Genomic DNA, 26,097 nt, shown 5'->3' on the forward strand with positions numbered 1-26,097 from the left:
GCCCCCCCCCCCCCCCCCCGGGGGGGCGGGGGGGCCCCCCCCCCCCCGCCCCGGTCCCCCCCCCCCCCCCCCCCCCCCCCCCCCCCCCCCGGGGGGGGGGGCCGGGGGGGCCCCCCCCGGCCCCCCCCCGGCCGGTTCGTACTCGGCTGCCCGGGAGGCCGGGGCCGTCGGGTCAGCCGCTGACGCTCGCCGCGCCGGTCTCGATGTGGCCGACGAAGCGGCGCGACCAGGAGGCGTCGATGTCGACGGTCACCGTGAAGTCGTACCAGCCGTTGCTGTAGGCCACGGCGTTGAAGTAGTCCGAGACGTTGCCGCCGGCCGGGACCTGGTAGGTCCAGGGGCCGTCGGTGCGGTAGTTGTTCGTGGTGATGGTGAAGGTGGCCGTGGCGGTACCGGAGTTGGCCATGGCGAGCCAGAGGGCCTGCTTGCCGGTGCTGGAGGTGATCGCGTAGGAGCTGGTCACCTCGACGTCCTTGCCGGCGGCGGTGGCGTCGCCGGCGAAGTGGCGCAGGAAGCGGTTCGGGCCGACCAGGGTGAGGTCGTACTTGCCGTCGCCATAGCCGGTGCCGATGTTGAAGAAGTCGCTGGCCGTGCCGTCCTGGCCGGTGGACGGGTTGTAGGCGGGGACCGTGTACTGCCAGGGGCCGCCGCTGCGGTAGGCGTTGGCGTAGATGGAGAAGTGGGCCGCGCTGCCGGCCTGGACACCCTGGTTGGCCATGTTGATCCAGAGCAGGGTCTTGCCGTTGGCGTCGAACTCCAGGTGGTCCACGTTGCCGTTGGGCTGGTACGGCAGCGCTCGGGCCGGGCGGGTGCCGGGCTCCTGGGCGGGCAGGGAGTTGGTGGTCGGGCCCGGGTTGGGCATGACGTTGCAGGTGCCCTGCCCGATCACGGTGCCCGTGGCGGGGAGCGAGGGCAGCCCGTAGACCGGGTTGCCGAAGTCGAAGGCGCCGGTGAGGTCGCCGCAGACGGTGCGGCGCCAGTTGCTGATGCTGTTGCAGACCGCCGGGGTGCCGAGCGCCGCGGTCCAGGTCTCCATGAAGCGGATCACCGAAGTGTGGTCGGAGACCTGGGAGTCCACCCAGCCGCCGCGGGTCCACGGCGACACGATGACCATCGGCACCCGGAAGCCCAGGCCGATCGGCGTGCCGTTGACGAACTCGGCGTCGGTCCCGGCCGGGGGCACCGGCGGCGGCACGTGGTCGAAGAAGCCGTCGTTCTCGTCGTAGTTGAGGAACATCACGGTCGAGTCGAACGTCGCCTGGTCGGCGGCCAGCGCCTGGATCACCAGGTTCACGAAGTGCGCGCCGTCGTTCGGCGGGCCGTCGGGGTGCTCGGAGAAGGCCTGGTTGGCGACCACCCAGGAGACCTGCGGCAGGGTGCCGTTGAGCGCGTCCTGCCGGATCGCGGCGGCGATGTCGTCCGGGGTGGAACCGGTGCTGGGCACCGAGGACATGCCGCGCTGGTAGAGCGGGCTGCTGGAGGCGGCGTTGGCGAACTGCTTGAAGTAGGCCAGGCCGTTGTCGCCGAAGTTGTCGTTGGCGTTCTGGTAGACCTTCCAGCTCACGCCGGCGTTCTGCAGCGACTCGGCGTAGGTCTGCCAGCTGAGGCCGGACTCCGAGCCGCCGTCCGAGGCCGGGCCGCCGGCGGTGCCGGCCGGGTCGATCATCCCGCCCCACAGGTAGGTGCGGTTCGGGCCGGTCGCGCTGAGGATGGAGCAGTGGTACGCGTCGCACACCGTGTAGGCGTCGGCGAGCGCGTAGTGGAAGGGGATGTCGCTGCGGTTCAGGTAACCCATGGTGCGGTTGGACCCCTTGGCGGAGATCCAGTTGTCCATCTTGCCGTTGTTCCAGGCCGAGTGCTGGGTGCTCCAGCCGTGGTCCAGCGAGCCGTCGCACTGCGCCAGTTCCTCGTGGCTGACCCCGAAGTACCAGGTGTTGTTGGCGCTCAGCTGCCACGGGTACTGCCGCCCGGAGCCGTTGGGCTGGTTGAACACCGAGTTGCCGCCGGCCACCGCGATCGCGGATCTGTCGGCGAAGCCGCGCACGCCCTTGAGGCTGCCGAAGTAGTGGTCGAAGCTGCGGTTCTCCTGCATCAGCACCACGACGTGCTTGACGTCGCTGATCGTCCCCGTGGTCGCCGCAGCGGCTGAGGGGGCCGAACCGGGAAGGGCCTCAAGTCCGAGTGCCGCGCCGAGGGCGGCGGCGGAGCCGAGGAAGGTACGACGGGTGACGGGCGCCACGGGGGCCTCCGGAATTGGGTGACAGGCTCGATGTCGGGACTATCGGGTCACCAGATGTCCGCAGCCCCCGTACAAGGTGGCAGGAACATGAAGCCCCGCCCACTACTTGGACTGGACTCGTTATCCAACCGACATACAAAGCCGGGCGCGCCCCGGAATCGGGGCACGCCCGGCAGGTTGCCGTCGCCGTCGGCCGATCCGCGGCCGAGGCCTAGCCACGCAGGGAGACCACCTCGAACGCGGCGGCGTAGCGGACCCCGAGGCGGGCTCCGGCGGTGCGGCCGAAGGCCTCCAGCATCTCGTCGGGGTCGGCCATCGGGCCGCTCAGGCCCTCCAGATAGGCCCGGTGTTCCTTCAGTGAGGCCAGGCCCTGGCCGAAGTGATCGGTGGTGTCGACCGCGTGCCCGGCCTCGGGGGAACCGGCCGCGAGCAGCATCCGGACGCCGTTCCAGGGCTCCAGCCCCTCAGCGCGCAGTTCGGTGAACACCCACCGGTTGCCGGCGTCCCGCACCGCGTCCAGGGTGGCCCGGCCGACCGCGATGTGGTCGGCCTGGTTCGGGAAGCCGCCGCCGTAGCTGTCACGGTAGTTGGTGGTGATCACGACCTCCGGGCGGTGCCGGCGCACCGCCCGGGCGATGTCCCGGCGCAGCGGCAGGCCGTACTCGACCACGCCGTCCCGGTGGCCGAGGAACTCCACCACATCCACGCCGACCACCGCCGCCGAGGCGATCTGCTCGGCCTCGCGCAGCGGTCGGCACCGCTCCGGGTCGATGCCGTCGATCCCGGCCTCGCCGCTGGTCACCATCACATAGACGACGGACTTGCCCCGCGCGGTCCAGCGGGCCACCGCCGCGGCGGCGCCGTACTCCATGTCGTCGGGATGGGCGACCACCGCGAGGGCGGACTGCCAGTTCTCGTCGACCGGTTCGAACAGCTGGGTCTCCGGTTCGTTCATGGCCCGAACCCCTTGGTGTTCCTTCCCTGTTGGGCCGGGGGCGGGGTCAGGAGTCCTCCAGGCGGAAGCCCAGCTTCAGGCCGACCTGGAACTGGCCGACCGCTCCGTCCACGATGCTGCCGCGGACCTGGGTCACCTCGAACCAGTCCAGGCCGCGCAGGGTCTGCGAGGCGCGGGTGAGGGCGTTGCGGATCGCGGCGTCGACGCTGTCCGGCGAGGATCCGACGATCTCGGTGACGCGGTAGGTGGGGGTGCTCATGGCGGGCTCCAGTGGGTCGTTGGACTCCAGCCCTTCCACCCTGCCGCACCCGTGGGCCGTGCGCGCGCCGAGCGCCGGGCGGGCGGGGACTCCGGGCGGTGTCCGGGCCATTGACCGGCTCCCCGGCATTGGACTATACCTAGCGCTCATATGGTCTATACCACGTGGTTGATGCGTGGTGTCCGACCGCGGCTGAACGCGCCCCCGCGCCCTGCGCGGAGCGCGGCGCCGGCATGCCTCCGTGACGTACCCCGACATGCAGAGCCCATGAGGAGAGCCCATGTCCAGCCACGTCCCCGCCGGACCCGCAGCAGGGTCCGCCAGATCCGCCCGACGCCGCCGGGTGCTCGTCGCGGCCACCGCCACCGCCTGCGCCGCCGCGCTCCTGGGCGCCGCCCCCGCCGGCGCCCAGGAGCGGACCGGCGTGCCGGTGAACGCGCAGTCCCCGTCCGGCCACGCGCAGAAGCAGCTGGTCGGCTACTTCACCCAGTGGGGCATCTACAGCGGCTTCTTCGAGAAGAACCTGATCAGCTCCGGTGAGATCAAGCACCTCACCGAGCTGGACTACGCGTTCAGCAACATCGCCGCGGACGGCACCTGTGCCAGCGGCGACAGCTGGGCGGACTACCAACGGCCGTTCGCGGCGGGGGAGTCGGTCACCGGACAGGCCGACGCGGCCGGGCAGGCGCTGCTGGGCAACTTCAACCAGCTGCGTGAGCTCAAGGCCGCCTACCCCCAGCTGAAGATCGTGATGTCGATCGGCGGCTGGTCCTGGTCCAGCCAGTTCTCCGGGCTCGCGGCCACCGCCGCCGGACGGCAGAAGTTCGTCTCCTCCTGCGTGGACCAGTACCTGAAGGGGAACATCCCCGGCCTGCCGGCCGGTGCCGCCGCCGGGATCTTCGACGGCTTCGCGGTGGACTGGGAGTACCCCGGCGCCCCCGGCAACGGCAACCCCTACGGCCCGCAGGACACCCCCGACTACACCGCGCTGATGGCGGAGTTCCGCACTCAGCTGGACGCCGCCGCGCCGCAGGGCACGCACTACCTGCTCACCGCCAACACCTCGGCCAACCCGGCCACCGCGGCCGCGCTGGAGCTGAACAAGATCGCCAAGGTGGTCGACTGGTTCAACGTGATGACCTTCGACTACCACGGCAGCTGGGAGCCGGCCGGCCCGACCGACTTCGCCTCGGCGCTGTTCCAGGACCCGCGCGACCCGAACCCGGCGAACAACCGGTACACCGTGACGCAGGCGGTCCAGTACTACGAGCAGCACGGGGTGCGGGCGGACCAGATCTCGCTGTCCATCCCCTACTACGCCCACTCGTGGACCGGCGTCGCCCCCGGCCCCCACGGCGACGGGCTGTTCCAGACCGCGACCGCGGGCGGCGGTACGCCCAACTACAACCAGGTGGTCGCCGCCCCGGGCAAGACCTACTTCGACCCGCTGTCCGCGGAGCCGTACAAGTACGACGCCGCCTCCGGCACGTTCTACACCTACGACAGCCCGGCCTCGGTCTGGATCAAGGGCCAGTACATCCGCGCGGCCGGCCTGCGCGGGACCATGGTCTGGTCGCTCGACGGTGACACCTCCGACGGCCAGCTCACCGCGGCGCTCGGCGCGGGCCTGAACGGACGCTGACCCCCGCGGCGCGGGCCGCCTGCCGCGGGCGGGGGCGGGGGGCGGTGCGGCCGCAGGTGCGGGCGGCGCGCGGGGTGGGAGTGGCGGGGGGGGGGGGGGGGGGGGGGGGGGGGCGGGCGCCCCCCCCCGGGGGGGGCGGGGGGGGGGGGGGGGGGGGGGGGGGGGGGGGGGGGGGGCGGGGGGCGGGGGGGGCCGCCCCCCCCCCCCACCGCCGTTGGTGCCCCGGGTTGGGTGGGGAGCCGCTTAGACCCCGGGGGCGACGGCCGGTGCCGTGCCGTGACGGCCGGTGCTGCGGCGGTTGGACCCCGCGTGCGGCGTCGGAGTGTGGCCGGCCGGGTTGCCGAGGTCGGCGTTGTGACGGGCCGCGCGGCGGCGGTCTGTGCTGTGGCGGTCAGGTGTGTGAGTGGAGGTGGGTGGCCAGTCGGCGGGCCCACGCGGCGAGCTCCGGGCGGTTCCCGGACTCGCCCTCGCAGAGAGCGGTGAGCTGGGCGTCGCTGATCCGGTTGGGGCCGGGCGCCTCCAGCATCGTGGACAGGTGCGCCATGACGTGCGCCAGCCGCGCGGCGTCATCGTGGCCGAGGTTCACCGAGGGGTGCATGTGGCCGATCGTGACGGATCCGGGCATGGTCGTCGCCTCCTCTGATGCGGTGTTCCTCCACCGTACGGCCGGGCCCGCCCACCCGCGTGCCGGGATCCTGCGAGGTCGGGGGTATCCGCCCTGCGGGTGACTTCGGTGGCGGGTGACGCGCGTGTCGCGGCCGGCGGGACGGATCCGGGGCGGGCCCTGGTGATCAGCCGGGCGAAGGCCGAGGTATGCCTCGGTTGTACCGACTGGTATGTACACTCGATGACCCCCGTTCGAGTTGCGGGCGTCCACACGGTGGGTCCGACTTGTGTAGGGGCTGCGAGCGAGACAGGGCTGCACGCGAGAGAACGAGAGAACGAGGAGTGGGGTCTGATGGCCGCCGGGGTGTCGGAGCAGGAGGCGCAGGCCCATGTCTACGGCGTGTGTTTCAAGACCGGGCCGCCCGCACGGACCGGTGTGGAGCTGGAATGGCTGGCGCATGACGCCGCCGACCCGCGCCGGGAGGTCGCACCCCGACGTATCGACAGGGCCCTGGATCCGTGGACGGCTCCGGGCGCCCTCCCGGCCCGCGGTCGGCTGACCCGTGAGCCGGGCGGCCAGGTCGAGCTCAGCACCCCGCCGGCTGCCACCCTGGCCGCCTGCGCGGCCGGTGCCCGCAACGACGCGGAGGCGATTCGCGGTGCGTTCGCCGCCGAGGGCCTGGTCCTCGCCGACAGCGCCCTGGAGCCGTTTCTGGATCCGCCCAGGGTGCTGGACCACCCCCGCTACCGGGCCATGGAGGCGTACCTGGACCACGGCGGCCCCTGGGGCCGGCTGATGATGCGCAGCACCGCCGCCGTCCAGGTCAATCTGGACGCGGGGGACGACAGCGACGGCCCCCGCGGCTACCGCTTCCGCTGGGAACTGGCCCACCGGCTCGGTCCGGTGCTGGTCGCCGCCTTCGCCAACTCGCCGCTGTGGCACGGCAAGCCGACCGGCTGGCGGAGTTCGCGGCGGGCCGTGTGGCAGCGGATGGACCCCAGCCGTACCCGCCCCCCGGCGTACCACGGCGACCCCCGCGCGTCCTGGGCCCGCTACGCACTGGACGCCCCGTTGCTCTGCCTGCGCCGCGACCCGCCCGAGGACTGGGACGCGCCGTACGGGCTGACCTTCCGGGACTGGACCCGGGGCGTGCCGGGCCTGCGCCCGCCCACCACGGCGGACCTGGACTACCACCTGACCACGCTGTTCCCGCCGGTTCGCCCGCGCGGCTGGCTGGAGCTGCGGATGATCGACGCCCAGCGCGGCGACGGCTGGACCGTGCCGCTGGTCCTCGCCGCCACCCTGCTGGACGACCCGGCGGCGGCCTATGCCGCCTGGGACGCCACGGAGCCGCTGTGCCCGAACGGGTCGGTGCTCCCCCCGGAGCCGGTCTGGTGGCGGGCGGCCCGGCTCGGCCCCGCCGACCCGGCGCTCGGCAAGGCGGTCCGGGCCTGCTTCAGCGCTGCCCTCGGCGCGCTGGCGGACTCCGCCGTCGAAGCCGAACTGCGGGAGGGCGTGGCCGAGTTCGCGCTGAGCTATGCCGAGCGCGGCCGCTGTCCGGCCGACGACCTCCTGGAAGGGATCAGCAGGTGAACGAGCAACCCGACGCCATCCGGGCGAACGCCGCGGCGGCGCTGCGGACCGCGCGGATCCGGACCCTGGCGCTCACCGACTGCCTGGACGACGCCGAACTGCAGGCCCAGCACTCCCCGTTGATGTCCCCGCTGGTCTGGGATCTGGCGCACATCGGCAACCAGGAGGAGCTGTGGCTGGTACGGGCCGCCGGCGGCCGACCGGCGCTGCGGCCCGACCTCGACCCGCTGTACGACGCCTTCGCCCACCAGCGTGCCGACCGCCCCGCCCTGCCGCTGCTGCCCCCCGAACCCGCCCGGCAGTACATCCGCGCGGTACGCGACCAGGCGCTGGAGGTCCTGGACGCCGCGCGGTTCGACGAGACCGGCAACCCACTGCTGGCCGGAGGCTTCGTCTTCGGGATGATCGCGCAGCATGAGCAGCAGCACGACGAGACCATGCTCGCCACCCACCAACTACGGCTCGGTCCAGCCGTGTTGAAGGCCCCGGCACCACCGCCGGCGGATACGGGCCGGCTGCCCGCCGAAGTGCTGGTGCCGGGTGGGCCGTTCACCATGGGCACCGACACCGACCCCTGGGCGCTGGACAACGAGCGCCCCGCGCACCGCGTGGACGTCCCGGCGTTCTGGCTGGACACCGTGCCGGTCAGCAACCGCGCGTACCAGGAGTTCATCGCCGACGGTGGCTATGGTGACCCGCGCTGGTGGAGCCCGGACGGCTGGAAGCACCGGCAGCAGGCCGAGCTGACCGCGCCGCTGTTCTGGCAGCGCGACGGCAGCGCCTGGCTGCGCCGCCGCTTCGGTACCGTGGAGCCCGTCCCGCCGGACCAGCCGGTGCTCCACGTGTGCTGGTACGAGGCCGACGCCTACGCCCGCTGGGCCGGCCGCCGGCTGCCGACCGAGGCGGAGTGGGAGAAGGCCGCCCGGCACGATCCGGACACCGGCCGCTCGCGCCGCCACCCCTGGGGCGACGCCGACCCGACCGCCGAGCACGCCAACCTCGGCCAGCGCCACCTGGAGCCGGCCCCGGTCGGCAGCTACCCGGCCGGCGCGGCGCCCTCCGGGGCACGGCAGTTGACCGGTGACGTGTGGGAGTGGACCTCCAGCGACTTCCTGCCCTACCCGGACTTCGCCGCCTTCCCCTACAAGGAGTACTCCGAGGTCTTCTTCGGGACGGAGTACAAGGTGCTGCGCGGCGGCTCGTTCGGGGTGGACCCGGTCGCATGCCGGGGCACCTTCCGCAACTGGGACTACCCGATCCGCCGGCAGATCTTCTCCGGCTTCCGCACCGCCCGCGACGCGGACCCGAGCGACACCGCACCCCGTGGCACCGCAGCCCGGGACGCCGATCGGGAGGTCAGCTGATGTGCCGTCATCTCGCCTACCTCGGACCGGTGACCACGCCGGCCGCGCTGATCCTGGAGCCGGCGCAGGGGCTGTACCAGCAGTCCTGGGCGCCCCGGTTGCAACGGCACGGCAGAGTCAACGCCGATGGCTTCGGCATCGGCTGGTACCCCACGGACCACGAGGCGCCCGACGCCGCCGACGCGGACGAGCCCCCGGAACCGGCGGAGTCCGCCGATCTGTCCACCGCGGCCGTGGAGTCCGGGGTGAGCGCCGAAGCGGCAGAGGCAGCCGACGCCGAGGAGGACCGGCCGGCCCGCTACCGGCGCGCGGTGCCGATCTGGACCGACGGCAACCTGCCCGACCTGGCCCGGACCGTCCACAGCCACGCCTTCCTGGCCGCCGTCCGTTCCGCGTCGGAGGGCACCAGCCGGGACGAGTCCGCGGCCGCGCCGTTCCGTGAGGGCCGCTGGCTGTTCAGCCACAACGGCTTCGTCCCCGACTGGACCCGGCTGCCGCTGGCGGGTACGGGTCTTGAGCCCGCCGACCTGCTGGCGCTGGACGCCCGCTCCGACTCGGCACTGCTGTGGGCGATGGTCGCGCTGCGGCTGCGCCGGGGCGAGCCGGCCGGCCTGGTGCTGGCCGCCGTGGTGCGCCAGGTCGCCGACGCGCGACCGGACGCCCGGCTGAACCTGCTGCTCACCGACGGTCACACCATCGCGGCCACCCGGCACGGCGACACCCTCTGGTACCGCAGCGCTCCGGGCCGCGTGGTCGTCGCTTCCGAGCCCGACCTGGGCCTTGATCCGGACCAGGGCGAGTGGCGCGAAGTCCCCGAGCACTCGCTGCTGCTGGCCACTCCGGCCTCCGTCCACTGCACCCCCCTGCGCCACCCGCACAGCAAGGAACAGCATCGGATGAACGACCGCTTCAGTCTCGAACTCCGTCTGCCCGAGGACTACTTCGCCTCCACTCTGCGTGCCGACGTACTGGCCGGGCTGTCCGCCCCGCCGCGTACCCTGCCGCCGAAGTGGTTCTACGACGACCGGGGCAGCAAGCTCTTCGAGCAGATCACCGATCTGCCGGAGTACTACCCCACCCGGGCCGAGCAGGAGATCCTGGCCCGGCGGGCCCCCGAGATCGCCGCCGCCGGGCGGGCCGCGACCCTGATCGAGCTGGGTTCCGGCTCCTCCCGCAAGACCCGGCTGCTGCTGGACGCCCTCACCGCCGCCGGCACCCTGCGCCGCTACACCCCGCTGGACGTCAGCGTCTCCGCGCTGGCCGAGGCCGGCGAGGCGATCTGCCGCGACTACCCCGAGCTGAGGGTCACCGCCACCGTCACCGACTTCGAGCACGACCTCGCGCTGACCGACGAACCGGGCCCGCGCCTGTTCGTCTTCCTGGGCAGCACCATCGGCAACCTCGACCAGGCCCAGCGTGCGCTGTTCTTCGGCATGCTGCGGCACGCGCTGAGCGCCGACGACGTCCTGCTGCTCGGCGCCGACCTGGTCAAGGACCCGGCGGTGCTGGTCGCCGCCTACGACGACAGCCAGGGTGTCACCGCCGCGTTCGACAAGAACGTGCTCTCGGTGCTGAACCGGGAACTGGGCGCCGACTTCGATCCGGACGCGTTCGACCACCGGGCGGTCTGGAACGCCGACGAGTCGCGGGTCGAGATGCACCTGGTCGCCCGGTCTCCGCAGCGGGTCGGCATCCCGGCGGTGGGCCTGTCGGTCGACTTCGCCGCCGGTGAGGCCTTGCGCACCGAGATCTCGGTCAAGTTCCGCCGTGAGTCGCTGACCGCAGAACTCGACGCGGCCGGCTTCACCGTCCGGCACTGGTGGACCGACCCGGGCGCCCGCTTCGCGCTGCTGATGGCCGTGCCCAGCCGGTGACGGCGGCGACGGGCATCGGCGGTTACGGTGACGGCGGCTACGCGCGGTCCTCGTGGTCGGGGCGGTCGCGGTCGTGGCCGGGCCTGTTCCACTCCGGGTCCTCCCAGCGCGGGTCGTCCCACCAGTCGTCGTCCCGGTCGCGCGCGTTGGCCAGTACGGCCGCGACCGGGGGGATGACCATGGCGACCACGCAGATGCCGACCGCCGCGCCGACCGAGTAGAAGCGCACGAACCCCCACGCCACGACGAACATCCCTACGCAGACGCTCATCATGACGAAGTACCTGACATGGCGTCGGTGTGCCTGCACACTCCCAGGCTACGACCCCGCAGCGCCCTGACGGCAGTCGCGCGCGCTATTTCAGCAGCCGGGAAAGCCGCCGGTCGGCCAGCGGCTTGCCGCCGGTCTGGCAGGTGGGGCAGTACTGGAGCGAGGAGTCGCTGAAGGACACCTCACGGATGGTGTCCCCGCACACCGGGCAGGGCTCTCCGGTGCGCCCGTGCACCCGTAGCCCGCTCTTCTTCTCCGCCTTCAGGTCCCTGAGCGCCAGTCCCCGGGAGCGTTCGACCGCGTCGCGCAGGGTGCTGCCGACCGCCTGGTGGAGCCGGGCGACCTCGTCCTCCGAGAGGGCGGCGGCGAGTTTGAACGGGGACATCCGGGCGGCGTGCAGGATCTCGTCGGAGTAGGCGTTCCCGATCCCGGCGAGCGTGCTCTGGTCCCGGAGGACCCCCTTGATCTGCCGGCGCTCGCCGCTGAGCAGCTCGGCGAAGGCCGTCAGGGTGAAGCCCGGGGCGAGCGGGTCGGGTCCGAGCCGCGCGATACCGGGAACGTCCAGCGGATCGCGTACCAGGTAGACCGCGAGGTGCTTCTGGGTGCCCGCCTCGGTCACGTCGAACCCGGGGCCCGCCGGCTCCGGCAGTCCCGGGTCCGTCAGCCGTACCCGCAGGGCCAGCGGCCCCTTGCCGGGGCGCGGCGGAGCCTCCGGCAGTGCGTCGTGCCAGCGGACCCACCCCGCCCTGGCCAGATGCACGACCAGGTGCAGCCCCCCGGCCCGGAAGTCCAGGAACTTGCCGTGCCGCCCCACCCCGTCGAACACCTGTCCCTCCAGTGCGGAGAGCGGGGGATCGTAGGTCTTCAGCGCGTGCACGGCCAGCGCGGACACCCGGCTCACGGTACGTCCGGCGACGTGGTCGCCGAGGAACCCGGCCAGCGCCTCCACCTCCGGCAGCTCAGGCATGCCCCCAGTCTGCGTCCGCGCCGCCCGCTCCGCCGCCCGGACCCCCGCGGCCCCGCCGGTCAGGTGTGGGCAGCGGGGGGACCGTCATGATCGCGGTGTAGTAGTCGGCGGGGTGGGGTTCGCCGACGGGTTCGCCGTCGACCGAGACCCAGGCGTGGGCGCGGAACGGCTGGGTGCGCACCCCCGTGCACCAGGTGGGCCAGACGCCCCGCATCCTGCACAGCACCGCCGTGGCCAGCGAGCGCTGCAGGCAGCCCCGGTGGCTCGCACAGCGACGGCTGACGGTGATCACCGCCGCCCTGGCCCTGGCCGTCTGCTCGGCACCGGCCGGATCCGCGCCTCTGCGCAGCACCCCCAGCGCCTGGCTGATGCGGTACGGCGGGAGCCGGGACAGCAGCCGTGCGACGGTGACCGCGCACAGGGCCGCAGGCCGGTGCCGCAACCGCAGCGGCTCACGCGGGGCGACGACGAGGTCGTTGCTCAACGGGCCTCCTCCTGCCGGTCCCGGCCGTCAGCCCGGCCCGGTTCGATCAGACCCGGTTCGATCAGCCGCGCCTGGTCGAGCTGCTGGACGATGGCCGCGACATCGGCTGCCGCCCGGTCCGCCGCCGAGGGATGCGCGGCGGTCAGGGCGGCAGCCGCCTCCTCGGCGCTCGCGCCGGCCACCAGGGCCCGCACCACGAGTGCGGCGGTGGCGTTGATCTGCCAGTACGTGCCGGAGAGCTGGTCGAGCAGCACCATGCCGTCCGGGGTCGGGGTCGCCGTCACATGCCGGCGCAGCGCGAGGGGTGGGGTCGGTCGGGTCATGTCTCTGGGTCACCTCGGTGGCGGCCGGGATCGGGCCGGAGAAGGGGGAGTGGGGACTGGAAGCGGAAGGGGCGAAGCGGACCCGGGGTCAGGCCGGGCTGACCGCCCGGAGCCACATCTCGCAGGCCAGGGTGGCGTCCAGGCGGACCAGCTCGGTGGTGTTCTTGTGCGGACGCAGCAGCACCTCCCGGACCGCGGCGGCGTCCACCAGCCCATGCCGGGCGAGCAGTGGTTCGTCGAAGAGGGCCAGCAGGTCGCGGCGGTGGCGGCGCAGTCCGACGTAGAAGTCGGCACTGAACTCGCCCTTGGTGGTCCGGTCCAGCAGCGGGTCGGGGACGATCCCGCGCATGGCGGCGCCCAGCAGCGGTTTGAAGCGGTAGGGGGAGTTGCGGTCCGCCAGTCGCACCGCCATGGCCGCGCCGACCACCTGGTCGTCCAGATAGGGAACGGCCAGGCGGACGCCGTACCCGGCGCTGATCCGGTCCGCCTGCCGAAGCGCCACCCCGCCGGAGCGCAGTGCGAGCAGCACGGCGTGCTGGGCCCGCTGCGGCGCCAGCGGCTCCACCGTCCCCCGGGCGGCCTCCGTCAGCAGGTCGCGGGCGGCGGCCGCGGCGTCGGAGGTGGTCCAGCCGGGCATGCGGTGCGGGTGGGTCCAGCCGAACTCGACGTCGCGCGGGCGCGGTACCGGAGCGGTCAGCGCGGAGGCCCGGGCGGCCAGTTCCCGGGCCGGGGACTGCCGGTCGGCCAGTGCCTTGAGCAGTGACACGGTCGACCACCGCCCCTGCACCCGGTGGTCGCGGACGTGCCGCAGTCCGGCCAACGGGCGTTCCCGGAACAGGTCGTAGAGGTAGCCGGGGCCGATCCGGAACAGTTCGTCGCCGCCATGGCCGGCCAGGTGCAGCCGCGAGCCCTCGGCCGCCATCGCGCGGGCCACGTGGGCGATGCGCTGCCGGTTGCGTGCGAAGGCGAAGGGCTCGTCCGGATCGGCCGGTGAGGCGTCCGGAGCCAGGTCGCCGAACATCGGCGCGACGTCCTGCGGCGGATGGACGATGTGCAGGGTCTGCGGCAACCGGGCTGCGGCCAGCGGGGCGTAGCGGGCGTCGTCGTTGCCGCTGTCGTGCTCGGCCCAGCGGTAGGTGACCAGCCGGGCCGGGCCGCGCGCGGCGAGGAAGGCCAGGCTGGTGGAGTCCATACCGCCGGACAGGTCACTGCTGACCGTGCCGCCGTCGGCGGTGCGGACGTCCACGGCGGCGGTCAGCGCCTGCCGGACCGCGACCGCTCCCTCGGCGAGCGGCAGCGCCGGTTCCGGCGCGGTCCAGTGCGGCCGTACGGCGGCCGTCCCGTCCGGTTCCAGTGCCAGCCAGTGGCCGCCGGGCACAGCCCGAACGCCCCGCCAGGGACTGGACTCGTGGAACGGGAACGGGGCAGTGGTCAGGCTCAGCCGCAGGGCCAGCCAGGCCCGGTCCCAGTCGGCGCCGATCAGCCGGGCCAGCGTGTACGCCGAATCGGCGGCGATCTCCACCCCGCGGTACCGGGCGTGGAACACCCGGCGCACCGACGCGAGGGTGCCCTGGGCGCGCACCCGGCCGCCGGCCGAGACGAGCAGGTGGAAGCAGCCTGCCGCCCCGGCGACGGCGGCGTCCGCGTCGTCGACCGAGCGCACCCGGCCCACCCGGGTCGCCAGCGAGGCCTCCGTGGGACCGGTCCCGAGCAGGGCCATCCGCACCGTCCCCGCCGTGGCGACGGTGAGATCCCCGGGCGGCCAGCGGCCGAGCAGCCAGGGCCGCCCCGAGACGTGGTCGACCGTCTGGCGCGCGGACGGACGAAGTCCGCGCGCCGCGGCCCGGCCCGCGTCACTGTCGGGAAAGACGACGAACCATTCCTCAGCCATCGTTCGGCCGTCCTCCGCGGTGCGCTGGGGTTGCTGGTACTGCTGGAGCGCCGGTGGGGCCGACGGTGGCCGGGGCACGACCCGGCCACCGTCGGCCGCTGGGCTCACCGCCCCTAGAAGTAGTACGTGTACCAGGTGTCGGTGGAGACACCCTCGTAGAACCCGAGCGTCATGTCGCCGAACTCCCCGACCTCCACCAGCATCGGCGGTTCGTACACCTCTGTTTCGTCATGCTGGTCCTGCATGGATCGATCTCCTTCCGTCTGTATACGGCTTGTACCTGCCTGGAGGGCTGATGCCCGGTGATTCGGCGAAGGAACGGGCAGGTTGGCGGGATCACTCCATATGATGAATCGTAGTCAAACCAAGGAGCGGGCACCGAGCTGGCGTCCGAGCCGGGACGGGCTATCGGCCTGACCTCGTGGGGAACTGATGGTGAATCAGATCTTCGGGATCCGCTCCGTCCCGTTGACTCGTTGGTTACGATCGGCGTGAGAAGGATCAGTGGTGGGTTTGTCTGGTGGTTGGGGAGTGTGACGTGGCTGTTGGGCGTGTGGTGAGGTTCGACGCGGGGCGTGGATACGGGTTCATCGCCCCGGAGCAGGGCGGGGAGGATGTCTTCCTGCATGTGAACGACCTGTTGATCCCGGAGCTGTATCTCCGCTCGGGGCTCGCGGTCGAGTTCGAGGTCGCCACCGGCGACCGGGGCCTCAAGGCGACGGGAGTGCGCTTCGCGCCCGGCACCGAGGCGGCGGCCCTCGCGCACCCGCCGGAGCCCGCGCGGGTGGCCCAGGCACCGTGGTCGGCCGCGCGGGCAGCGGACCAGCCGGGCGAGGAGCCGATGTGCGACGTCCTCGGCGTCGACGAGTTCCGTCGTGACGTCACCGAACTGCTGCTGGCCTCCGCGTCGCAGCTGACGGGCGAACAGGTCCTGGCGCTGCGCGCCGCGCTGCTGCGCTTCGCCCAGGGCCACGGCTGGGTCGAGGACTGACCCGCCAGAACCCGCACGGCGGACCGGTGCGCGAATGCCCCCGCCCCGCCTCTTCGGGCGGACGCGGTTGGCTGACTCGAGGCATGCTTCGCCTCGTCCATCATTGGATCGACGGGGCGAAGCGCTGCGAAGTGGCGGGTCCGGGTGCTCGGTCTTCTGCTCCGCCCGGCGTTGGTGGAGAACCGCGCAGCGATGGGCGCCATGCCGGGCAACCCCCACGGCACGGGCGTGACCGCGCCGTTGGGCAGCCTCCGCAGTGCTTAGCGGGCCTGGGCGGGAGTCGAGGTCGTGCGGCTATGACGCCGGTTCGGCCAGGACGATCGGCAGGCCGGTCATGTACTCGCGGAAGCAGTCCTCATGGTTGATCGCCACGCGCCTGGACGTGGGGTCGCCGGGGCGCTGGCGGACGGTGATGCCTTCGGCGGGCAGGTGGCAGAAGTCGCACATGCGGGCCGGGCGTGGGCCGGTGGTGGGTGTGGTCACTCCGTCACCTCCGCCAGGTCCCCGACCAACTGCAGCACGTTGTACAGGCTGCTGGTGAGCGCCCCGACGATGAGCAGTAGCTCGGCCGCTGGAGCACCGCCCAGCTCGAGCTGACGGGCCCGCTCCAGATCATTGCGGGCGACCCGCACCCGAAAGTCCTGCGGTGCCGTCAGAGGGTGCCGTGACACCCCGAGTTCTGCTGCCTCAAAGGGCCTCATCTCGTTCATGAGAGCCAAGGTGGTCCCGGTTGGGAAGAGCGGCAATGACGAGATCTGTGCGAAGACGAGACTTCGTCATACGGAGCCAGTGAATACATGGGTCTCCTCGCACAGCGGATATGAAATCAGCGTCCCGCAGCCACAATGCAGCCCTACCGTAGAGGCCGGAGCCACAGAAACCGGGAGGGCGCGATGCCCCGCACCGATCCGAAGAAGGCCACAGCCGCACGCCTGCGTGAGGTTGCGACTCGGGAACACTGGTCGTCCTGGCAGCTTTCGGGCGCCATTGGTGAGCAGTGCTCTGTTGGTCTCCTTCAGGCCCACCGCCTCGCCCGTGGCTGGACCTTGGAGGACGCGGTCGCCAAGTTCGTGCAGATCTGTGTTCACACAGGTGTCCGCGATGCCAAGCTCACGGTTCAGCAGTTGAGTGCGTTCGAGACCGGGCGGAGTACTCCAGGGGCAGCGAACCTGGACCGGCTGTGTCGCCTGTATGCCACACGCCCTGACCGCCTCGGGTTCGGCAACGACTACACCCTGTCGGACGCGGTCATCGGAGACGATGAGGTGCGGCCCCTTGCGGCAGATCCGTCACGGCCTTTACATACAGGGCGCACTGAGCCCTCCTTGGAGGAGAAGGCCAAACGGTCCAGCCGGCGCGCAATACTGCGCGGCCTTCTTGCTCATGCCGGGGCATCCCTGTCGATGGGGGTCCTCGACGCTCTCGCGGATGTGCGCCTATCCATGGCTGACACCCTGGAGAGTGCCACGGTCGGCGAGACCACGATCGAGCAGTTGGAACGCAGCGCCACTGAATATGGCCACGCCTACCAGATGAGCCCCCCGCTGACCCTGCTCAGTGAGAGCGTGCAGGACTTCCTCGACGTCCACGCCCTGCTGGAACGCCGGCAGTCGAGCGACATGCGTACCCGTCTGTGCCGAGTCGCCGCCCAATTGGCGGGTACAGCGGGGATCGCGCTGGTCGCGCTTGGTGAGCATCGGGAAGCGCGGGCTTGGTTCCGAACTGCCCAGGTCGCCGCCGATGAGACCGGCGACCGCGCGTTGCGGGCGTGGCTGTTCGCCCGAGAGGCCGTGATCCCCTTCTACTTCGGAACGCCCCACGCGGCCCTGGAGCTGGCTGAACGTGCCCGCTTGGTCGCGGGCAAGACGCCCTGCTCCGCCGCTGCCTGGGCGCCCAGCCTGGAGGCCCGATCCCTCGCCCGCCTTGGTCGACTGGCTGACGCCGAGGCCGCGATGCGCCTGGCGCGGAATGCGTTCGCCCGGCTGCCCGCTGACCAGATCGGTGACACCGCATACGGGTACACAGAGCGGCAGCTGCGCTGGCACGAGGGCAGCATGTACACGGTGCTGGGCGATACCCGCCGGGTGCAGGGCCCGCTGGAAGCCGCTTGGGGCCTCTACTCTCCGGCGGAGCACTTGGACCGGGCCCTGATCGGATTCGACCAAGCCACCTGCCTACTGCGCGTCGGGGAGATCGGCATCGCCTGTCAGGCCGCCGAGCGGATCCTCGACCATGTCCCGCGCGAGCATCTGACGGGCATCGTTGTGACGCGCGCCCGGGATCTACTGGCCGCTGTACCGAATCGAGGGGCCCGCCTACCTGCTGTGCGCCAGCTGCGGGAACTCGTCGCCGTTGGCGCGGCGGCTCAGTAGGCGCAGCGGCGGGCCAGGAGTTGTAGTAGTCCGGTCACAGCGACTCCAGCGACGATCTCCCGTCGATCGATCATCTCGTGGATGCGGTCGAGCGGGATCCACTCGATTCTGTCCGCCTCGTGAGCGTCGACGGGTTCGGTGACGTGCACCGCGTCCCTCCCGAGGAAGACATGGTGCTCAGCGTTGGACATGCCGCCGATCGGCTGGTTGTACGCGAGTGGAACGAGGCGCCGCGGGTCGATCTGGTAGCCCGTTTCCTCAAGGACTTCGCGGGCGGCCGCGACGGTCAGATCCTCGCCCGCTTCGACGATGCCCGAGGGGATTTCCCAGTTCCAGGTCTGGGTGGCGAAGCGATGCCGCCACATCAGCAGGACTTCGTCCCGGTCGTTGAGGAGGACAGTGGCGGCGACGGGTGCCCACTTCACGAGATGGTGTTCGTATCGGGGGTGGCCCGGGGGTTCGACGTCGACAAGGTCGAGTTCGACCCAGGGGCTGGTGTAGATGGTGCGGCTGCCGTGTACGGTCCACTCGCTCAACGCAGGTCCCCTGGAGTCCCGATGGTCGCAGGGGGGTCATCTTCTCACGGGGCCGGGCTCGGCGTTGGTGCAGATCCGCAGCCCCCTGATGTAGTCCTCGTCAGGGGGCCAGGCGGGCGGATGATGCGGCGTTACCCGCGGAACTGAACCACTCGGGTGCGTCAGCCTAGGCGCCGGCTGCGGCGAGGGTGTCGAGGAGGCGGCGGAGCGGGGTGGTGAGGCCCCAGCGTTCGGCGAGTTCTTCGAGGGCGACGGGGTCGAGCGGTTCGCGGGGCAGGGTGGGGTCGAAGCTGGGCAGTGGGACGTCCTGGGCGACGCGGACGACGATGGGGGCGACGGCGAGGTACTCGCCGCCTTCGATCAGCCGCCTGCGCTGGGCGGGGGTGAGCGTGCTGGCCGGGTCGGCGGCGGCGGCCTGGATCGTGGCCAGGTCGCCGTACTGGGCGATGAGCTTGGTCGCGGTCTTCTCGCCGATGCCGACGACGCCGGGCAGGCCGTCGCTGGGGTCGCCGCGCAGCACCGCGAAGTCGACGTACTGGGAGCCGGTGACGCCGTACTTCTCCACCAGCAGCGCCTCGTCGGTGTGCTGCAGCGTGCCCACGCCCTTGATCGGGTAGAGCACCCGCACCCCGCGGGCGTCGTCGACCAGCTGGAACAGGTCGCGGTCGCCGGTGACCACGTCCACCGGGCCGAAGGCCTGGGTGGCGAGCGTGCCGATGATGTCGTCCGCCTCGTAGTCCGGGACGCCGATGCGGGCGATGCCGAGGGCGTCCAGCACCGCCTCGATCACCGGAACCTGCGGGGACAGGCCGTCGGGGATCTCCTCGGAGCCCTTGACCGGCGAGTCCGGCGCCAGCCGGTGGGCCTTGTACGTGGGGATCAGGTTCACCCGCCACTCCGGCCGCCAGTCGGCGTCCCAGCAGGCCACCAGCTGATCCGGGGAATGGTCGTGCACCAGCCGGGTGATGAACTCCAGTAGTCCGCGTACGGCGTTCACCGGTTTCCCGTCGGGGGAGCGGAGCGAGTCGGGGACGCCGAAGAAGGCACGGAAGTACAGGCTGGCGGTGTCCAGCAGCATCAGCCGGGGCGCAGGTGCGGTCATAGTCCGAAACTATGCCGCAGACTGCGGTGAGGGCTGGCCCAATGTCACGGATCCATGGGTCGCGCCCTCGTGCGGCCGGGCCCGGCTGTCCCCGACGGACCGGGGTTACCCGCCGGGCGGCTCCTCCAAACTCGCCGGTATCCGGATGCCGGCGCAGTCTGAGACCATGCCGGACAAGTCCGTCAGCGGTCGACCCGCCGCGTCGCTCACCAGGAGGAACCGTCATGGCGTGGACCGCCGCCGATGTACCCGACCAGTCGGGGCGGATCGCCCTGGTCACCGGGGCCAACAGCGGCCTCGGGCTGGAGACCGCGAAGGTGCTGGCGGAGCGTGGCGCCACGGTCGTGCTGGCCTGCCGCAACCAGGTGAAGGCGCGGACCGCCGCGACGCTGATCGGGGGCGCCACCGAACTGCTGGAACTGGACCTCGCCTCGCTCGACTCGGTCCGGGCGGCGGCCGCCGAGGTCCACGAACGCTTCGACCGGCTGGACCTGCTGATCAACAACGCCGGGGTGATGGTCCCGCCGCACCAGCGCACCGCCGACGGCTTCGAGCTCCAGTTCGGCACCAACCACCTCGGGCACTTCGCCCTCACCGGGCTGCTGCTGGACCGGCTCCGCGACGTCCCGGGTTCCCGGGTGGTGGTGCTCGGCAGCCTGGCCCACAAGCTGGCCCGGGGCGGGATCAACTTCGACGACCTGCAGTCGGAGCGCCGCTACCACCGGGTCGGCGCCTATGCGCAGTCCAAGCTGGCCAACCTGATGTTCATGTACGCCCTGCAGCGCCGGCTGGCGGCCGAGGGGGCGCAGACCATCGCGCTGGGCGCGCACCCCGGATTCTCCGCGACCGAGCTCACCCGCCACGTTCCGGCTCCGCTGCAGTCGATCAACGCGATGGCGGGAGCCCCGTTCACGCAGCCGCCGGACCGGGGTGCGCTGTCGACGCTGCGCGCCGCCACGGATCCGCGCGCGATGGGCGCCCACTACTACGGTCCTGACGGTCCGTTCGAGTGGCGTGGCCGGCCGGTGCTGAAGGCCTCCGCGGCCACTGCCCACGACCGGGCCGCGCAGGACCGGCTCTGGGCCGTCTCCGAGGACCTGACGGGCGTCAGCTTCGGCTGACCGGCGGGTCGCCGTCCGAGCAGCCGGCGTGCGGTCGGTGTGCAGCCGGCAGGCAGTCGGGACGCGGCCGGCAGGCGGTGGGGACGCGGGGCTGGTGCGGGGGCGGTCCACTCTCTAGTCTGTGCTCCAGCAAAACATGAGCATGTCTCAAGTTTTCTCCTGCATCAGACCCTGGGAGCCCGCGATGGCGCACCTCACCGACGAGAACGCCCCCGAGCAGACGCCGTCCGTCCGCCCGGCCGGCGCCGGTCCGTTCGCGGAGCCCACCGTGCCGGTCGGCCGGGGCTGGCTCACCGGCTTCGTCCTGGCGAACTTCGGCATGCAGATCGCCATGCAGTCGCCCAGCACCTTCCTGATCCCCCAGCAGATCGCCGCGATCGACCCGGGCGGGAAGGTCACCGCCTATGCCTGGGCCAGCGCCCTCGGAGCCGTCGCCGGGCTGATCGCCGCCCCGGTGGCCGGGGCGCTCTCGGACCGGACCGCGAGCCGGTACGGCCGGCGCCGGCCGTGGATGGCCTGGGGTGCGGTGGCCACGATCGCGGTGCTGGTCGGGATGGGCGTGGCCGACCAGGTCTGGGAGGTGTCGCTGGGTGCGCTGCTGCTCTCGGTGACCATCTGCGCGCTCGGCGCCGGGCTGAACACGGTGGTGCCGGACCGGGTGCCGGTCGCGCAGCGCGGCCGGGTGCTGGGCTGGGCGGCGGTCCCGGCCGCGGCCGGGCTGGCCCTCGGTGGTGTGCTGGTCGGACTGGTCCCGGGCAACCTGGCCGGTTACCTGATGCTGGCGGCCTCGCTGCTGCTGGTGTTCCCCTTCGCCCGCAGCACCCCCGACCCGCAACTGAGGGAGCAGGACCGACGCCCGTTCAGCCGGCGGCTGCTGCTGGACGGCTGGCGCATCGACCCGCGCCGCAACCCGGACTTCGCCTGGGCACTGGCCACCCGCTTCATCATGTTCCTCGGCTACGGCCTGGGCACCCTCTACATCCCCTACTTCCTCACCGACGTGGTGCACCACAAGAACGACCTGCTGCTAGTGGTCGCGATCAACGCGGGCGCGGTGGTCTCGGTCGCGGTCGTCGCCGGACGGATCTCCGACCGGATCGGGCTGCGCCGCCCGCTGGTCTCCATCGGCTCGGTGGTGATGGCGGTGCCCGCGGTGATGCTGGCACTGTGGCCGACCTGGACCATGACGCTGGTCAGCGCGGTGCTGCTGGGCGTCGGCTTCGGGGTGTACGTGGGCGTGGACCTGGCCCTGGTCACCCAGGTGCTGCCGTCGGACACCGACCATGCCCGGGACCTGGCCGTGGCCGGGCAGATGAGCACGCTGCCGTATGTGCTGGTGCCGGTTCTGGCCGCGGTGATCATCCACAGCCTGGGCGGCTACAGCTCGCTCTACCTCGCCTCGGCCCTCGCCTCGCTGATCGGCGCCGCCCTGGTCTGGCGCATCCGCTCGGTGCGCTGACCCCGCCGCCGTGACCCCGCCGCCGTGACCCCGCCGCCGTGACCCCGCCGTGCTGACCTCGGCGCGCTGACCCGCCGCGCTCACGCCGCGTCCGGCCCGCCCTGCGGTGGGCCGGGCGCGGCGGTGTGGGTCAGAGCAGGTCGGGGCGCTGCCAGGGCTGGTCGAGGACGTGGTGGGCCAGGAACGCGAGGACCGTGCTGTACCAGACCTTGGCGTTGTTGGGCTTGAGGATCCAGTGGCCCTCGTCCGGGTAGTAGAGGAACTTCGCCGGCACCCCGAAGCGCACCAGGTCGGTCCAGAGCCCCAGGGCCTCACCGATCGGCACCCGGTAGTCCTTGTCGCCGTGGATGACCAGCATCGGCGTGTTGATCTCGGCGGCGCGCAGGTGCGGCGAGAACCGGTCGTAGCGATCGGCGCCGGCCAGCGGGTCGCCGATCTCGCGGCGCCAGTAGTGCGGCGCGTCGGTGGTGCCGTGGAAACCATGCAGGTTCCACAGGCTGGCGTGGCTGACGATGGCCTTGAAGCGGCTGGTCCTGCTGGCGATCCAGTTGGCCATGTAGCCGCCGAAGGAGCCGCCCATCATCGCGGTCCGCGAGGCGTCCAGGTCGTCGCGCTCCAGGGCGGCGTCGGTGAGCGCCATCACGTCCAGGTACGGGTTGTCGCCCCACTCGCCCCAGCCGCGGTCGTGCATCTGCTGCCCGTAGCCGGTGGACAGCGCTGGGTCGGGCAGCAGCACCGCGTAGCCGGCCGCCGCGGCCACCCACGGGTTCCAGCGCCAGGTCCAGGAGTTCCAGCTGAGCTGCGGGCCGCCGTGCACCCAGAGCAGCAGCGGCGCCGGGGCGTCGGCCGAGGCGCCGTCCGGCAGCACCAGCCAGGACCGCAGCGCGGTGCCGTCCTCGGCCGTGGTGTGCACCTCGGTCAGGGTGCCCGGCAGCGGGCCGACCTGGCCGGGGGCCTGCAGCGGCACCGGCTGCTGGTCGGCGTCGTCGGCGCCGGTGGCCAGCCGTACCGGGGCCGGCGGGGAGTCGATGCCGGCGCGCAGCGCGAACAGGGTGCCGCCGTCGGGCGAGACCACCAGGTCGGTGTACGAGCCGGAGGCGGTGAGCCGGGTCACCGAGCCGTCGGCGGTGTCCAGCCGGAAGACCGGGCAGTGGCCGCGCTCGTCGGCGGTGAAGAACACCACGCCGGGCGACGGAGCGGGCACCGCGGACAGCGGCCACAGGTCCAACTCGGGCAGCAGGTCCCGGCCCTGGTCCTGGGTGTCGGTGGCGTCGACGGTCCACAGGGTCACATCGTGACTGTGCTTCGGGTCGGACCGGGACCAGTGCTGCAGGTACAGGGTGCGGTTGTCGGCGGCGAACGCGGGGCTGCCGAAGTCGCGTCCCTCGGCCGCGACCAGCCGCAGCCGCTCGCCGGTGGCCGCGTCGGCGACGACCACGGCGGACCGGAACTCGTCCGGGGTGTCGCCGAGTTGGATGCTGTACGCGATCAGCGTCCCGTCCGGGGACAGCGCCTGCTCGGGGTCGTAGGGAGTCTGCACGCCGCAGTCGACCGGGGTCTGCGCGGCCGAGGCCTCGGGCAGGGTGACGGCGTGGGCGACACCGGGGCCCAGGTCGTGGTCCCAGTAGCGGACATGCGCGCTCTCCTGCAGGATCGCGGTGACCTTGGCCTCCTCGCGGGCCTTGCGCAGCGCGGCGTCGCTCCCGGCGTCGGTGGCGCCCGGCAGCAGGGAGGTGCTGAGCGCGATCCGGGGCGACTGCCGGGCCACGGCGTAGCCGCCGATCCCGCCGGGGCACCCCAGCAGCCGCACCGCTTCGCCGCCCTCGGCGGGCAGCGCCCAGAGCGCCGGGTCCTCGTGCTTCGGTGCGTCTTTGGGCGGATCGGCGTCCGGGCGCGCGGACAGGAAGAGCAGGGTGCCGTCCGGCTGGAACGCGGGCGCGGACTCGCCCTTGGCGGAGCGGGTCAGCCGGCGCGCGGGGCGCTCCCCGGCCGGGTCGAGCTCCCACAGGGCGCTGGCGTAGCGGGTGCCGTCGGCGGCGAGCTCGGCGACGGCGGCCACCAGCCGGCCGCCGTCCGGGGAGAGTGCGAGTGCGGAGACGCGGGGGACGGAGAGGAAGGCCCCGAGGTCGTGGAAGACGGTGGGCGTCGGCCCGGTGCCGCCGGTCGGGCTCTGTGCCGGCTTCGCGGTCGAGTTCTGTGCGGGGTCGTGCCCGGTGGTGTGGTCCGAGTCGTACGCGGTGCTGTGGTCCCTGGTACGGGAGTTGTCTGGCATGGAGCCATCCTCATCGCTGAACCGTGTACGCACCAGAGTCGGCCGGGAGTCCGTCACCGGCCTTCGCCCGGCTTGCGGCGGTCTGCACCAGATGCCGGGCCAACCGCAGGTCGGAGCCCTGCTCGGGATGCCACTGGACGGCCAGCGCCAGCCCGTCCGCGCTCTCCACCGCCTCGACCGTGCCGTCCCGGTGGCGGGCGCTGACGGTGAGGTTCCCGCCCACTCGCCGCAGGGCCTGGTGATGGTACGTCGGCACCTCCAGCTCGGCCTCGCCGAGCAGCGCGGCCAGCCGGGTGCCGGGAACCGGGGTGACCGGGTGCGACGCGTAGGCGCCGGGAGTGGGGGAGTGCTCCTGATGTCCGATCACCTCGGGCAGGTGCTGCACCAGGTCGCCGCCGCAGACCACGTTCAGCAGCTGCATGCCCCGGCAGATGCACAGCAGCGGCAGCCGCTGCTCGCGGGCCGCCTCGATCAGCGCCGTCTCCCAGGCGTCCCGGCGCAGGGCGGCGGGATCGGTCCGCGGGTCACGCCCGGCGCCGTAGCGGGCCGGGTCGACGTCCGGGCCGCCGCTGACGACCAGTCCGTCCAGCCGCGCCACCGTCTCGGCGGCCGCCTCCGGGAGGTCCGGCGGCAGCATCACGGCCAGGCCCCCGGCCGCCTGCACCTGTTCGGTGTACCGAACGGGCAGCAGCGCGGCCTCCTGGCCCCGCCACACCCCCCAGTCGGCGGGGACGAGGTACGTGGTCACACCGATGAGCGGGCGGGGCATGGGGAGTCCTCTCGCAACGGGTCGAACGCCGCAGACGCGCTGTAGCGGGCTGTACGGGTCGCACGGGCTGTACGGCCTGTGCGGGCTGTACCGGTCTCGGGGGTGGGTTCCGGGGTGGGGGCGGTCAGGACAGGAAGCCGCGGAGCAGCGCGCCGGTGCCGGCCAGGTGCTCGCGCATCGCGGTTCTGGCCCGCTCGGGGTCGCCGGCCAGGATCGCGTCCAGCAGCTCGCCGTGCTGCCGCTCGGAGTGCTCCAGGTTGGGCGGCAGCAGCGGGATGCAGTCCAGCAGCTCGTTGACGGTGGCGCGGACCGCCGCGTACTGGGCGGCCACCGAAGGGGAGCCGGACAGTTCGGCGATGGCCAGGTGCAGCCGGGTGTCGTGGCGGCGGTAGTCGGCGGGGCCGCTGGCGCAGGTCGCGGCGAGGCAGTCGCGCAGCCGCTGGGCGTCCGCGCCGACCGGCCGGCGCGCCGCGCAGAGCTCGGCCGCGCCCACCTCCAGCACCTCGCGGAACAGCAGGGTGTCCTCCAGCCGGTCGCCGAGCAGCTCGGCGCGCCGGCGCAGCTCGGTGCCGTCGCCGGACACCACGTCGGGGGAGGCCAGCACGAACGCCCCGCCGTAGCGGCCGCGCCGTACCTCCAGCAGCCCCGAGTCCTGCAGCACCTTCAGCGCCTCGCGCAGCGTCACCCGGCTGACCTGGAGCCGGTCGGCCAGCTCGCGCTCGGGCGGGAACCGCTCGCCGACCGGCACCAGGGCGAGCCGGATCAACTGCAGCAACCGCTCGACGGTCTCCTCAAAGGTGTTCCCCGAACGCACCGGCCGCAGTGCTGCGGCCAGCGGATCGACACCGACAGCCTCACTCATCGAACCCCCTTCCCTTTCAATGGTACAGCGCTATACCTTTAAGTCGCTCGACAGCCCGGAACCCGCTGGAGAGCAGCTGAACCAGACGTCTGCACCACAGGTCCCACCAGCGCGTCTGACCCGTACGCCTGAACCGCCCCAGTA

Annotated in this window: 25 protein-coding genes; 8 read left to right on the top strand and 17 right to left on the bottom strand. The window is 72.5% G+C overall.

Annotated features, from left to right (window positions below):
* Positions 1 to 172: 172 nt before the first annotated feature.
* The 3 genes from ABH925_RS04180 to ABH925_RS04190 all read right to left on the bottom strand — a co-directional run bounded on the left by ABH925_RS04180 (position 173) and on the right by ABH925_RS04190 (position 3,453).
* Positions 173 to 2,239, bottom strand: a complete 2,067-nt coding sequence (locus ABH925_RS04180) for a phosphocholine-specific phospholipase C (protein WP_370145429.1) — start codon at positions 2,237 to 2,239, stop codon at positions 173 to 175.
* Positions 2,240 to 2,450: 211 nt separating this feature from the next.
* Entirely contained in the window at positions 2,451 to 3,194 is a 744-nt protein-coding gene (locus ABH925_RS04185) for a PIG-L deacetylase family protein (RefSeq protein WP_370145430.1), read from the bottom strand.
* Positions 3,195 to 3,240: 46 nt separating this feature from the next.
* Complete coding sequence (locus ABH925_RS04190; RefSeq protein WP_370145431.1) at positions 3,241 to 3,453, bottom strand: dodecin; 213 nt, start codon at positions 3,451 to 3,453, stop codon at positions 3,241 to 3,243.
* A 280-nt stretch (positions 3,454 to 3,733) separates the two neighbouring features.
* Here ABH925_RS04190 and ABH925_RS04195 point away from each other — a divergent pair, with 280 nt between their 5' ends.
* Positions 3,734 to 5,095 (top strand): glycoside hydrolase family 18 protein, encoded by a 1,362-nt coding sequence (locus ABH925_RS04195; protein ID WP_370145432.1) that lies wholly within the window; start codon positions 3,734 to 3,736, stop codon positions 5,093 to 5,095.
* A 391-nt stretch (positions 5,096 to 5,486) separates the two neighbouring features.
* On the opposite strand, the gene ABH925_RS04200 is transcribed toward ABH925_RS04195, so the two are convergent.
* Positions 5,487 to 5,720: a hypothetical protein gene (locus ABH925_RS04200; protein WP_370145433.1), complete on the bottom strand. Its 234-nt coding sequence runs from the start codon at positions 5,718 to 5,720 to the stop codon at positions 5,487 to 5,489.
* Positions 5,721 to 6,053: 333 nt separating this feature from the next.
* Here ABH925_RS04200 and egtA point away from each other — a divergent pair, with 333 nt between their 5' ends.
* The 3 genes from egtA (at position 6,054) to egtD (ending at position 10,533) form a co-directional block, all read left to right on the top strand.
* On the top strand, positions 6,054 to 7,295 hold the full coding sequence (gene egtA / locus ABH925_RS04205; RefSeq protein ID WP_370145434.1) for an ergothioneine biosynthesis glutamate--cysteine ligase EgtA: 1,242 nt from the start codon (positions 6,054 to 6,056) through the stop codon (positions 7,293 to 7,295).
* Entirely contained in the window at positions 7,292 to 8,659 is a 1,368-nt protein-coding gene (gene egtB, locus ABH925_RS04210; RefSeq protein ID WP_370145435.1) for an ergothioneine biosynthesis protein EgtB, read from the top strand. The genes egtA and egtB overlap by 4 nt, the downstream gene beginning before the upstream one ends.
* A gap of 896 nt (positions 8,660 to 9,555) precedes the next feature.
* The gene (gene egtD, locus ABH925_RS04215; RefSeq protein ID WP_370145962.1) at positions 9,556 to 10,533 is read left to right on the top strand and encodes an L-histidine N(alpha)-methyltransferase; all 978 of its coding nucleotides are present in this window, start codon (positions 9,556 to 9,558) and stop codon (positions 10,531 to 10,533) included.
* 37 nt (positions 10,534 to 10,570) lie between these two features.
* Here egtD and ABH925_RS04220 read toward each other — a convergent pair whose 3' ends face one another.
* The 6 genes from ABH925_RS04220 to ABH925_RS04245 all read right to left on the bottom strand — a co-directional run bounded on the left by ABH925_RS04220 (position 10,571) and on the right by ABH925_RS04245 (position 14,714).
* Entirely contained in the window at positions 10,571 to 10,843 is a 273-nt protein-coding gene (locus ABH925_RS04220) for a DUF3099 domain-containing protein (RefSeq protein ID WP_370145436.1), read from the bottom strand.
* A 46-nt stretch (positions 10,844 to 10,889) separates the two neighbouring features.
* The gene (locus ABH925_RS04225; RefSeq protein ID WP_370145437.1) at positions 10,890 to 11,771 is read right to left on the bottom strand and encodes an Fpg/Nei family DNA glycosylase; all 882 of its coding nucleotides are present in this window, start codon (positions 11,769 to 11,771) and stop codon (positions 10,890 to 10,892) included.
* A complete protein-coding gene (locus ABH925_RS04230; protein WP_370145439.1) occupies positions 11,764 to 12,255 on the bottom strand; it encodes a lasso peptide biosynthesis B2 protein in 492 nt (163 codons plus the stop codon). The genes ABH925_RS04225 and ABH925_RS04230 overlap by 8 nt, the downstream gene beginning before the upstream one ends.
* Positions 12,252 to 12,578 carry a lasso peptide biosynthesis PqqD family chaperone gene (locus ABH925_RS04235; protein ID WP_370145440.1) on the bottom strand — a complete coding sequence of 109 codons (327 nt, stop codon included), beginning with the start codon at positions 12,576 to 12,578 and terminating at the stop codon, positions 12,252 to 12,254. The genes ABH925_RS04230 and ABH925_RS04235 overlap by 4 nt, the downstream gene beginning before the upstream one ends.
* 88 nt (positions 12,579 to 12,666) lie before the next feature.
* Complete coding sequence (locus ABH925_RS04240; RefSeq protein ID WP_370145441.1) at positions 12,667 to 14,469, bottom strand: asparagine synthase-related protein; 1,803 nt, start codon at positions 14,467 to 14,469, stop codon at positions 12,667 to 12,669.
* 113 nt (positions 14,470 to 14,582) lie between these two features.
* Positions 14,583 to 14,714 (bottom strand): lasso RiPP family leader peptide-containing protein, encoded by a 132-nt coding sequence (locus ABH925_RS04245; protein WP_370145442.1) that lies wholly within the window; start codon positions 14,712 to 14,714, stop codon positions 14,583 to 14,585.
* Positions 14,715 to 15,007: 293 nt separating this feature from the next.
* Here ABH925_RS04245 and ABH925_RS04250 point away from each other — a divergent pair, with 293 nt between their 5' ends.
* Complete coding sequence (locus ABH925_RS04250) at positions 15,008 to 15,460, top strand: cold-shock protein (RefSeq protein WP_370145443.1); 453 nt, start codon at positions 15,008 to 15,010, stop codon at positions 15,458 to 15,460.
* Between the two features lie 294 nt (positions 15,461 to 15,754).
* On the opposite strand, the gene ABH925_RS04255 is transcribed toward ABH925_RS04250, so the two are convergent.
* Both ABH925_RS04255 and ABH925_RS04260 read right to left on the bottom strand, forming a co-directional pair.
* A complete protein-coding gene (locus tag ABH925_RS04255; RefSeq protein WP_370145444.1) occupies positions 15,755 to 15,943 on the bottom strand; it encodes a hypothetical protein in 189 nt (62 codons plus the stop codon).
* Positions 15,940 to 16,170 (bottom strand): hypothetical protein, encoded by a 231-nt coding sequence (locus ABH925_RS04260; RefSeq protein ID WP_370145445.1) that lies wholly within the window; start codon positions 16,168 to 16,170, stop codon positions 15,940 to 15,942. Before ABH925_RS04260 ends, ABH925_RS04255 begins: the two co-directional genes overlap by 4 nt.
* 183 nt (positions 16,171 to 16,353) lie before the next feature.
* Here ABH925_RS04260 and ABH925_RS04265 point away from each other — a divergent pair, with 183 nt between their 5' ends.
* On the top strand, positions 16,354 to 17,832 hold the full coding sequence (locus ABH925_RS04265) for a helix-turn-helix domain-containing protein (protein ID WP_370145446.1): 1,479 nt from the start codon (positions 16,354 to 16,356) through the stop codon (positions 17,830 to 17,832).
* On the opposite strand, the gene ABH925_RS04270 is transcribed toward ABH925_RS04265, so the two are convergent.
* Positions 17,826 to 18,368, bottom strand: a complete 543-nt coding sequence (locus tag ABH925_RS04270) for an NUDIX hydrolase (RefSeq protein ID WP_370145447.1) — start codon at positions 18,366 to 18,368, stop codon at positions 17,826 to 17,828. The genes ABH925_RS04265 and ABH925_RS04270 overlap by 7 nt on opposite strands.
* A gap of 166 nt (positions 18,369 to 18,534) precedes the next feature.
* Entirely contained in the window at positions 18,535 to 19,470 is a 936-nt protein-coding gene (locus ABH925_RS04275) for a 5'-3' exonuclease H3TH domain-containing protein (RefSeq protein ID WP_370145448.1), read from the bottom strand.
* Positions 19,471 to 19,694: 224 nt separating this feature from the next.
* Here ABH925_RS04275 and ABH925_RS04280 point away from each other — a divergent pair, with 224 nt between their 5' ends.
* Together ABH925_RS04280 and ABH925_RS04285 are read left to right on the top strand one after the other, a co-directional pair.
* Complete coding sequence (locus ABH925_RS04280; protein WP_370145449.1) at positions 19,695 to 20,591, top strand: oxidoreductase; 897 nt, start codon at positions 19,695 to 19,697, stop codon at positions 20,589 to 20,591.
* Positions 20,592 to 20,775: 184 nt separating this feature from the next.
* The gene (locus tag ABH925_RS04285) at positions 20,776 to 22,050 is read left to right on the top strand and encodes an MFS transporter (RefSeq protein WP_370145450.1); all 1,275 of its coding nucleotides are present in this window, start codon (positions 20,776 to 20,778) and stop codon (positions 22,048 to 22,050) included.
* Between the two features lie 130 nt (positions 22,051 to 22,180).
* Here the strand turns inward: ABH925_RS04285 and ABH925_RS04290 are convergent, their stop codons facing one another.
* The 3 genes from ABH925_RS04290 to ABH925_RS04300 all read right to left on the bottom strand — a co-directional run bounded on the left by ABH925_RS04290 (position 22,181) and on the right by ABH925_RS04300 (position 25,953).
* Positions 22,181 to 24,322 carry an alpha/beta fold hydrolase gene (locus ABH925_RS04290; protein WP_370145451.1) on the bottom strand — a complete coding sequence of 714 codons (2,142 nt, stop codon included), beginning with the start codon at positions 24,320 to 24,322 and terminating at the stop codon, positions 22,181 to 22,183.
* A 10-nt stretch (positions 24,323 to 24,332) separates the two neighbouring features.
* Complete coding sequence (locus tag ABH925_RS04295) at positions 24,333 to 25,091, bottom strand: gamma-glutamyl-gamma-aminobutyrate hydrolase family protein (protein ID WP_370145452.1); 759 nt, start codon at positions 25,089 to 25,091, stop codon at positions 24,333 to 24,335.
* A 124-nt stretch (positions 25,092 to 25,215) separates the two neighbouring features.
* Entirely contained in the window at positions 25,216 to 25,953 is a 738-nt protein-coding gene (locus tag ABH925_RS04300; protein ID WP_370145453.1) for a FadR/GntR family transcriptional regulator, read from the bottom strand.
* Between the last annotated feature and the right edge of the window lie 144 nt (positions 25,954 to 26,097).

It is taken from the genome of Streptacidiphilus sp. EB129 (assembly GCF_041262645.1).
Lineage (GTDB): Bacteria > Actinomycetota > Actinomycetes > Streptomycetales > Streptomycetaceae > Streptacidiphilus.

Excerpts from the sequence above, each read along its gene's own strand:
- ABH925_RS04260 (WP_370145445.1), bottom strand. The coding sequence starts at position 16,170 with ATGAACGAGATGAGGCCCTTTGAGGCAGCAGAACTCGGGGTGTCACGG.
- ABH925_RS04195 (WP_370145432.1), top strand. The coding sequence starts at position 3,734 with ATGTCCAGCCACGTCCCCGCCGGACCCGCAGCAGGGTCCGCCAGATCC.
- ABH925_RS04265 (WP_370145446.1), top strand. The coding sequence starts at position 16,354 with ATGCCCCGCACCGATCCGAAGAAGGCCACAGCCGCACGCCTGCGTGAG.
- ABH925_RS04300 (WP_370145453.1), bottom strand. The coding sequence starts at position 25,953 with ATGAGTGAGGCTGTCGGTGTCGATCCGCTGGCCGCAGCACTGCGGCCG.
- ABH925_RS04290 (WP_370145451.1), bottom strand. The coding sequence starts at position 24,322 with ATGCCAGACAACTCCCGTACCAGGGACCACAGCACCGCGTACGACTCG.
- ABH925_RS04280 (WP_370145449.1), top strand. The coding sequence starts at position 19,695 with ATGGCGTGGACCGCCGCCGATGTACCCGACCAGTCGGGGCGGATCGCC.
- ABH925_RS04245 (WP_370145442.1), bottom strand. The coding sequence starts at position 14,714 with ATGCAGGACCAGCATGACGAAACAGAGGTGTACGAACCGCCGATGCTG.
- ABH925_RS04285 (WP_370145450.1), top strand. The coding sequence starts at position 20,776 with ATGGCGCACCTCACCGACGAGAACGCCCCCGAGCAGACGCCGTCCGTC.
- ABH925_RS04185 (WP_370145430.1), bottom strand. The coding sequence starts at position 3,194 with ATGAACGAACCGGAGACCCAGCTGTTCGAACCGGTCGACGAGAACTGG.
- ABH925_RS04240 (WP_370145441.1), bottom strand. The coding sequence starts at position 14,469 with ATGGCTGAGGAATGGTTCGTCGTCTTTCCCGACAGTGACGCGGGCCGG.
- ABH925_RS04295 (WP_370145452.1), bottom strand. The coding sequence starts at position 25,091 with ATGCCCCGCCCGCTCATCGGTGTGACCACGTACCTCGTCCCCGCCGAC.
- ABH925_RS04275 (WP_370145448.1), bottom strand. The coding sequence starts at position 19,470 with ATGACCGCACCTGCGCCCCGGCTGATGCTGCTGGACACCGCCAGCCTG.
- ABH925_RS04235 (WP_370145440.1), bottom strand. The coding sequence starts at position 12,578 with ATGACCCGACCGACCCCACCCCTCGCGCTGCGCCGGCATGTGACGGCG.
- ABH925_RS04225 (WP_370145437.1), bottom strand. The coding sequence starts at position 11,771 with ATGCCTGAGCTGCCGGAGGTGGAGGCGCTGGCCGGGTTCCTCGGCGAC.
- ABH925_RS04200 (WP_370145433.1), bottom strand. The coding sequence starts at position 5,720 with ATGCCCGGATCCGTCACGATCGGCCACATGCACCCCTCGGTGAACCTC.
- ABH925_RS04190 (WP_370145431.1), bottom strand. The coding sequence starts at position 3,453 with ATGAGCACCCCCACCTACCGCGTCACCGAGATCGTCGGATCCTCGCCG.
- egtD (WP_370145962.1), top strand. The coding sequence starts at position 9,556 with ATGAACGACCGCTTCAGTCTCGAACTCCGTCTGCCCGAGGACTACTTC.
- egtA (WP_370145434.1), top strand. The coding sequence starts at position 6,054 with ATGGCCGCCGGGGTGTCGGAGCAGGAGGCGCAGGCCCATGTCTACGGC.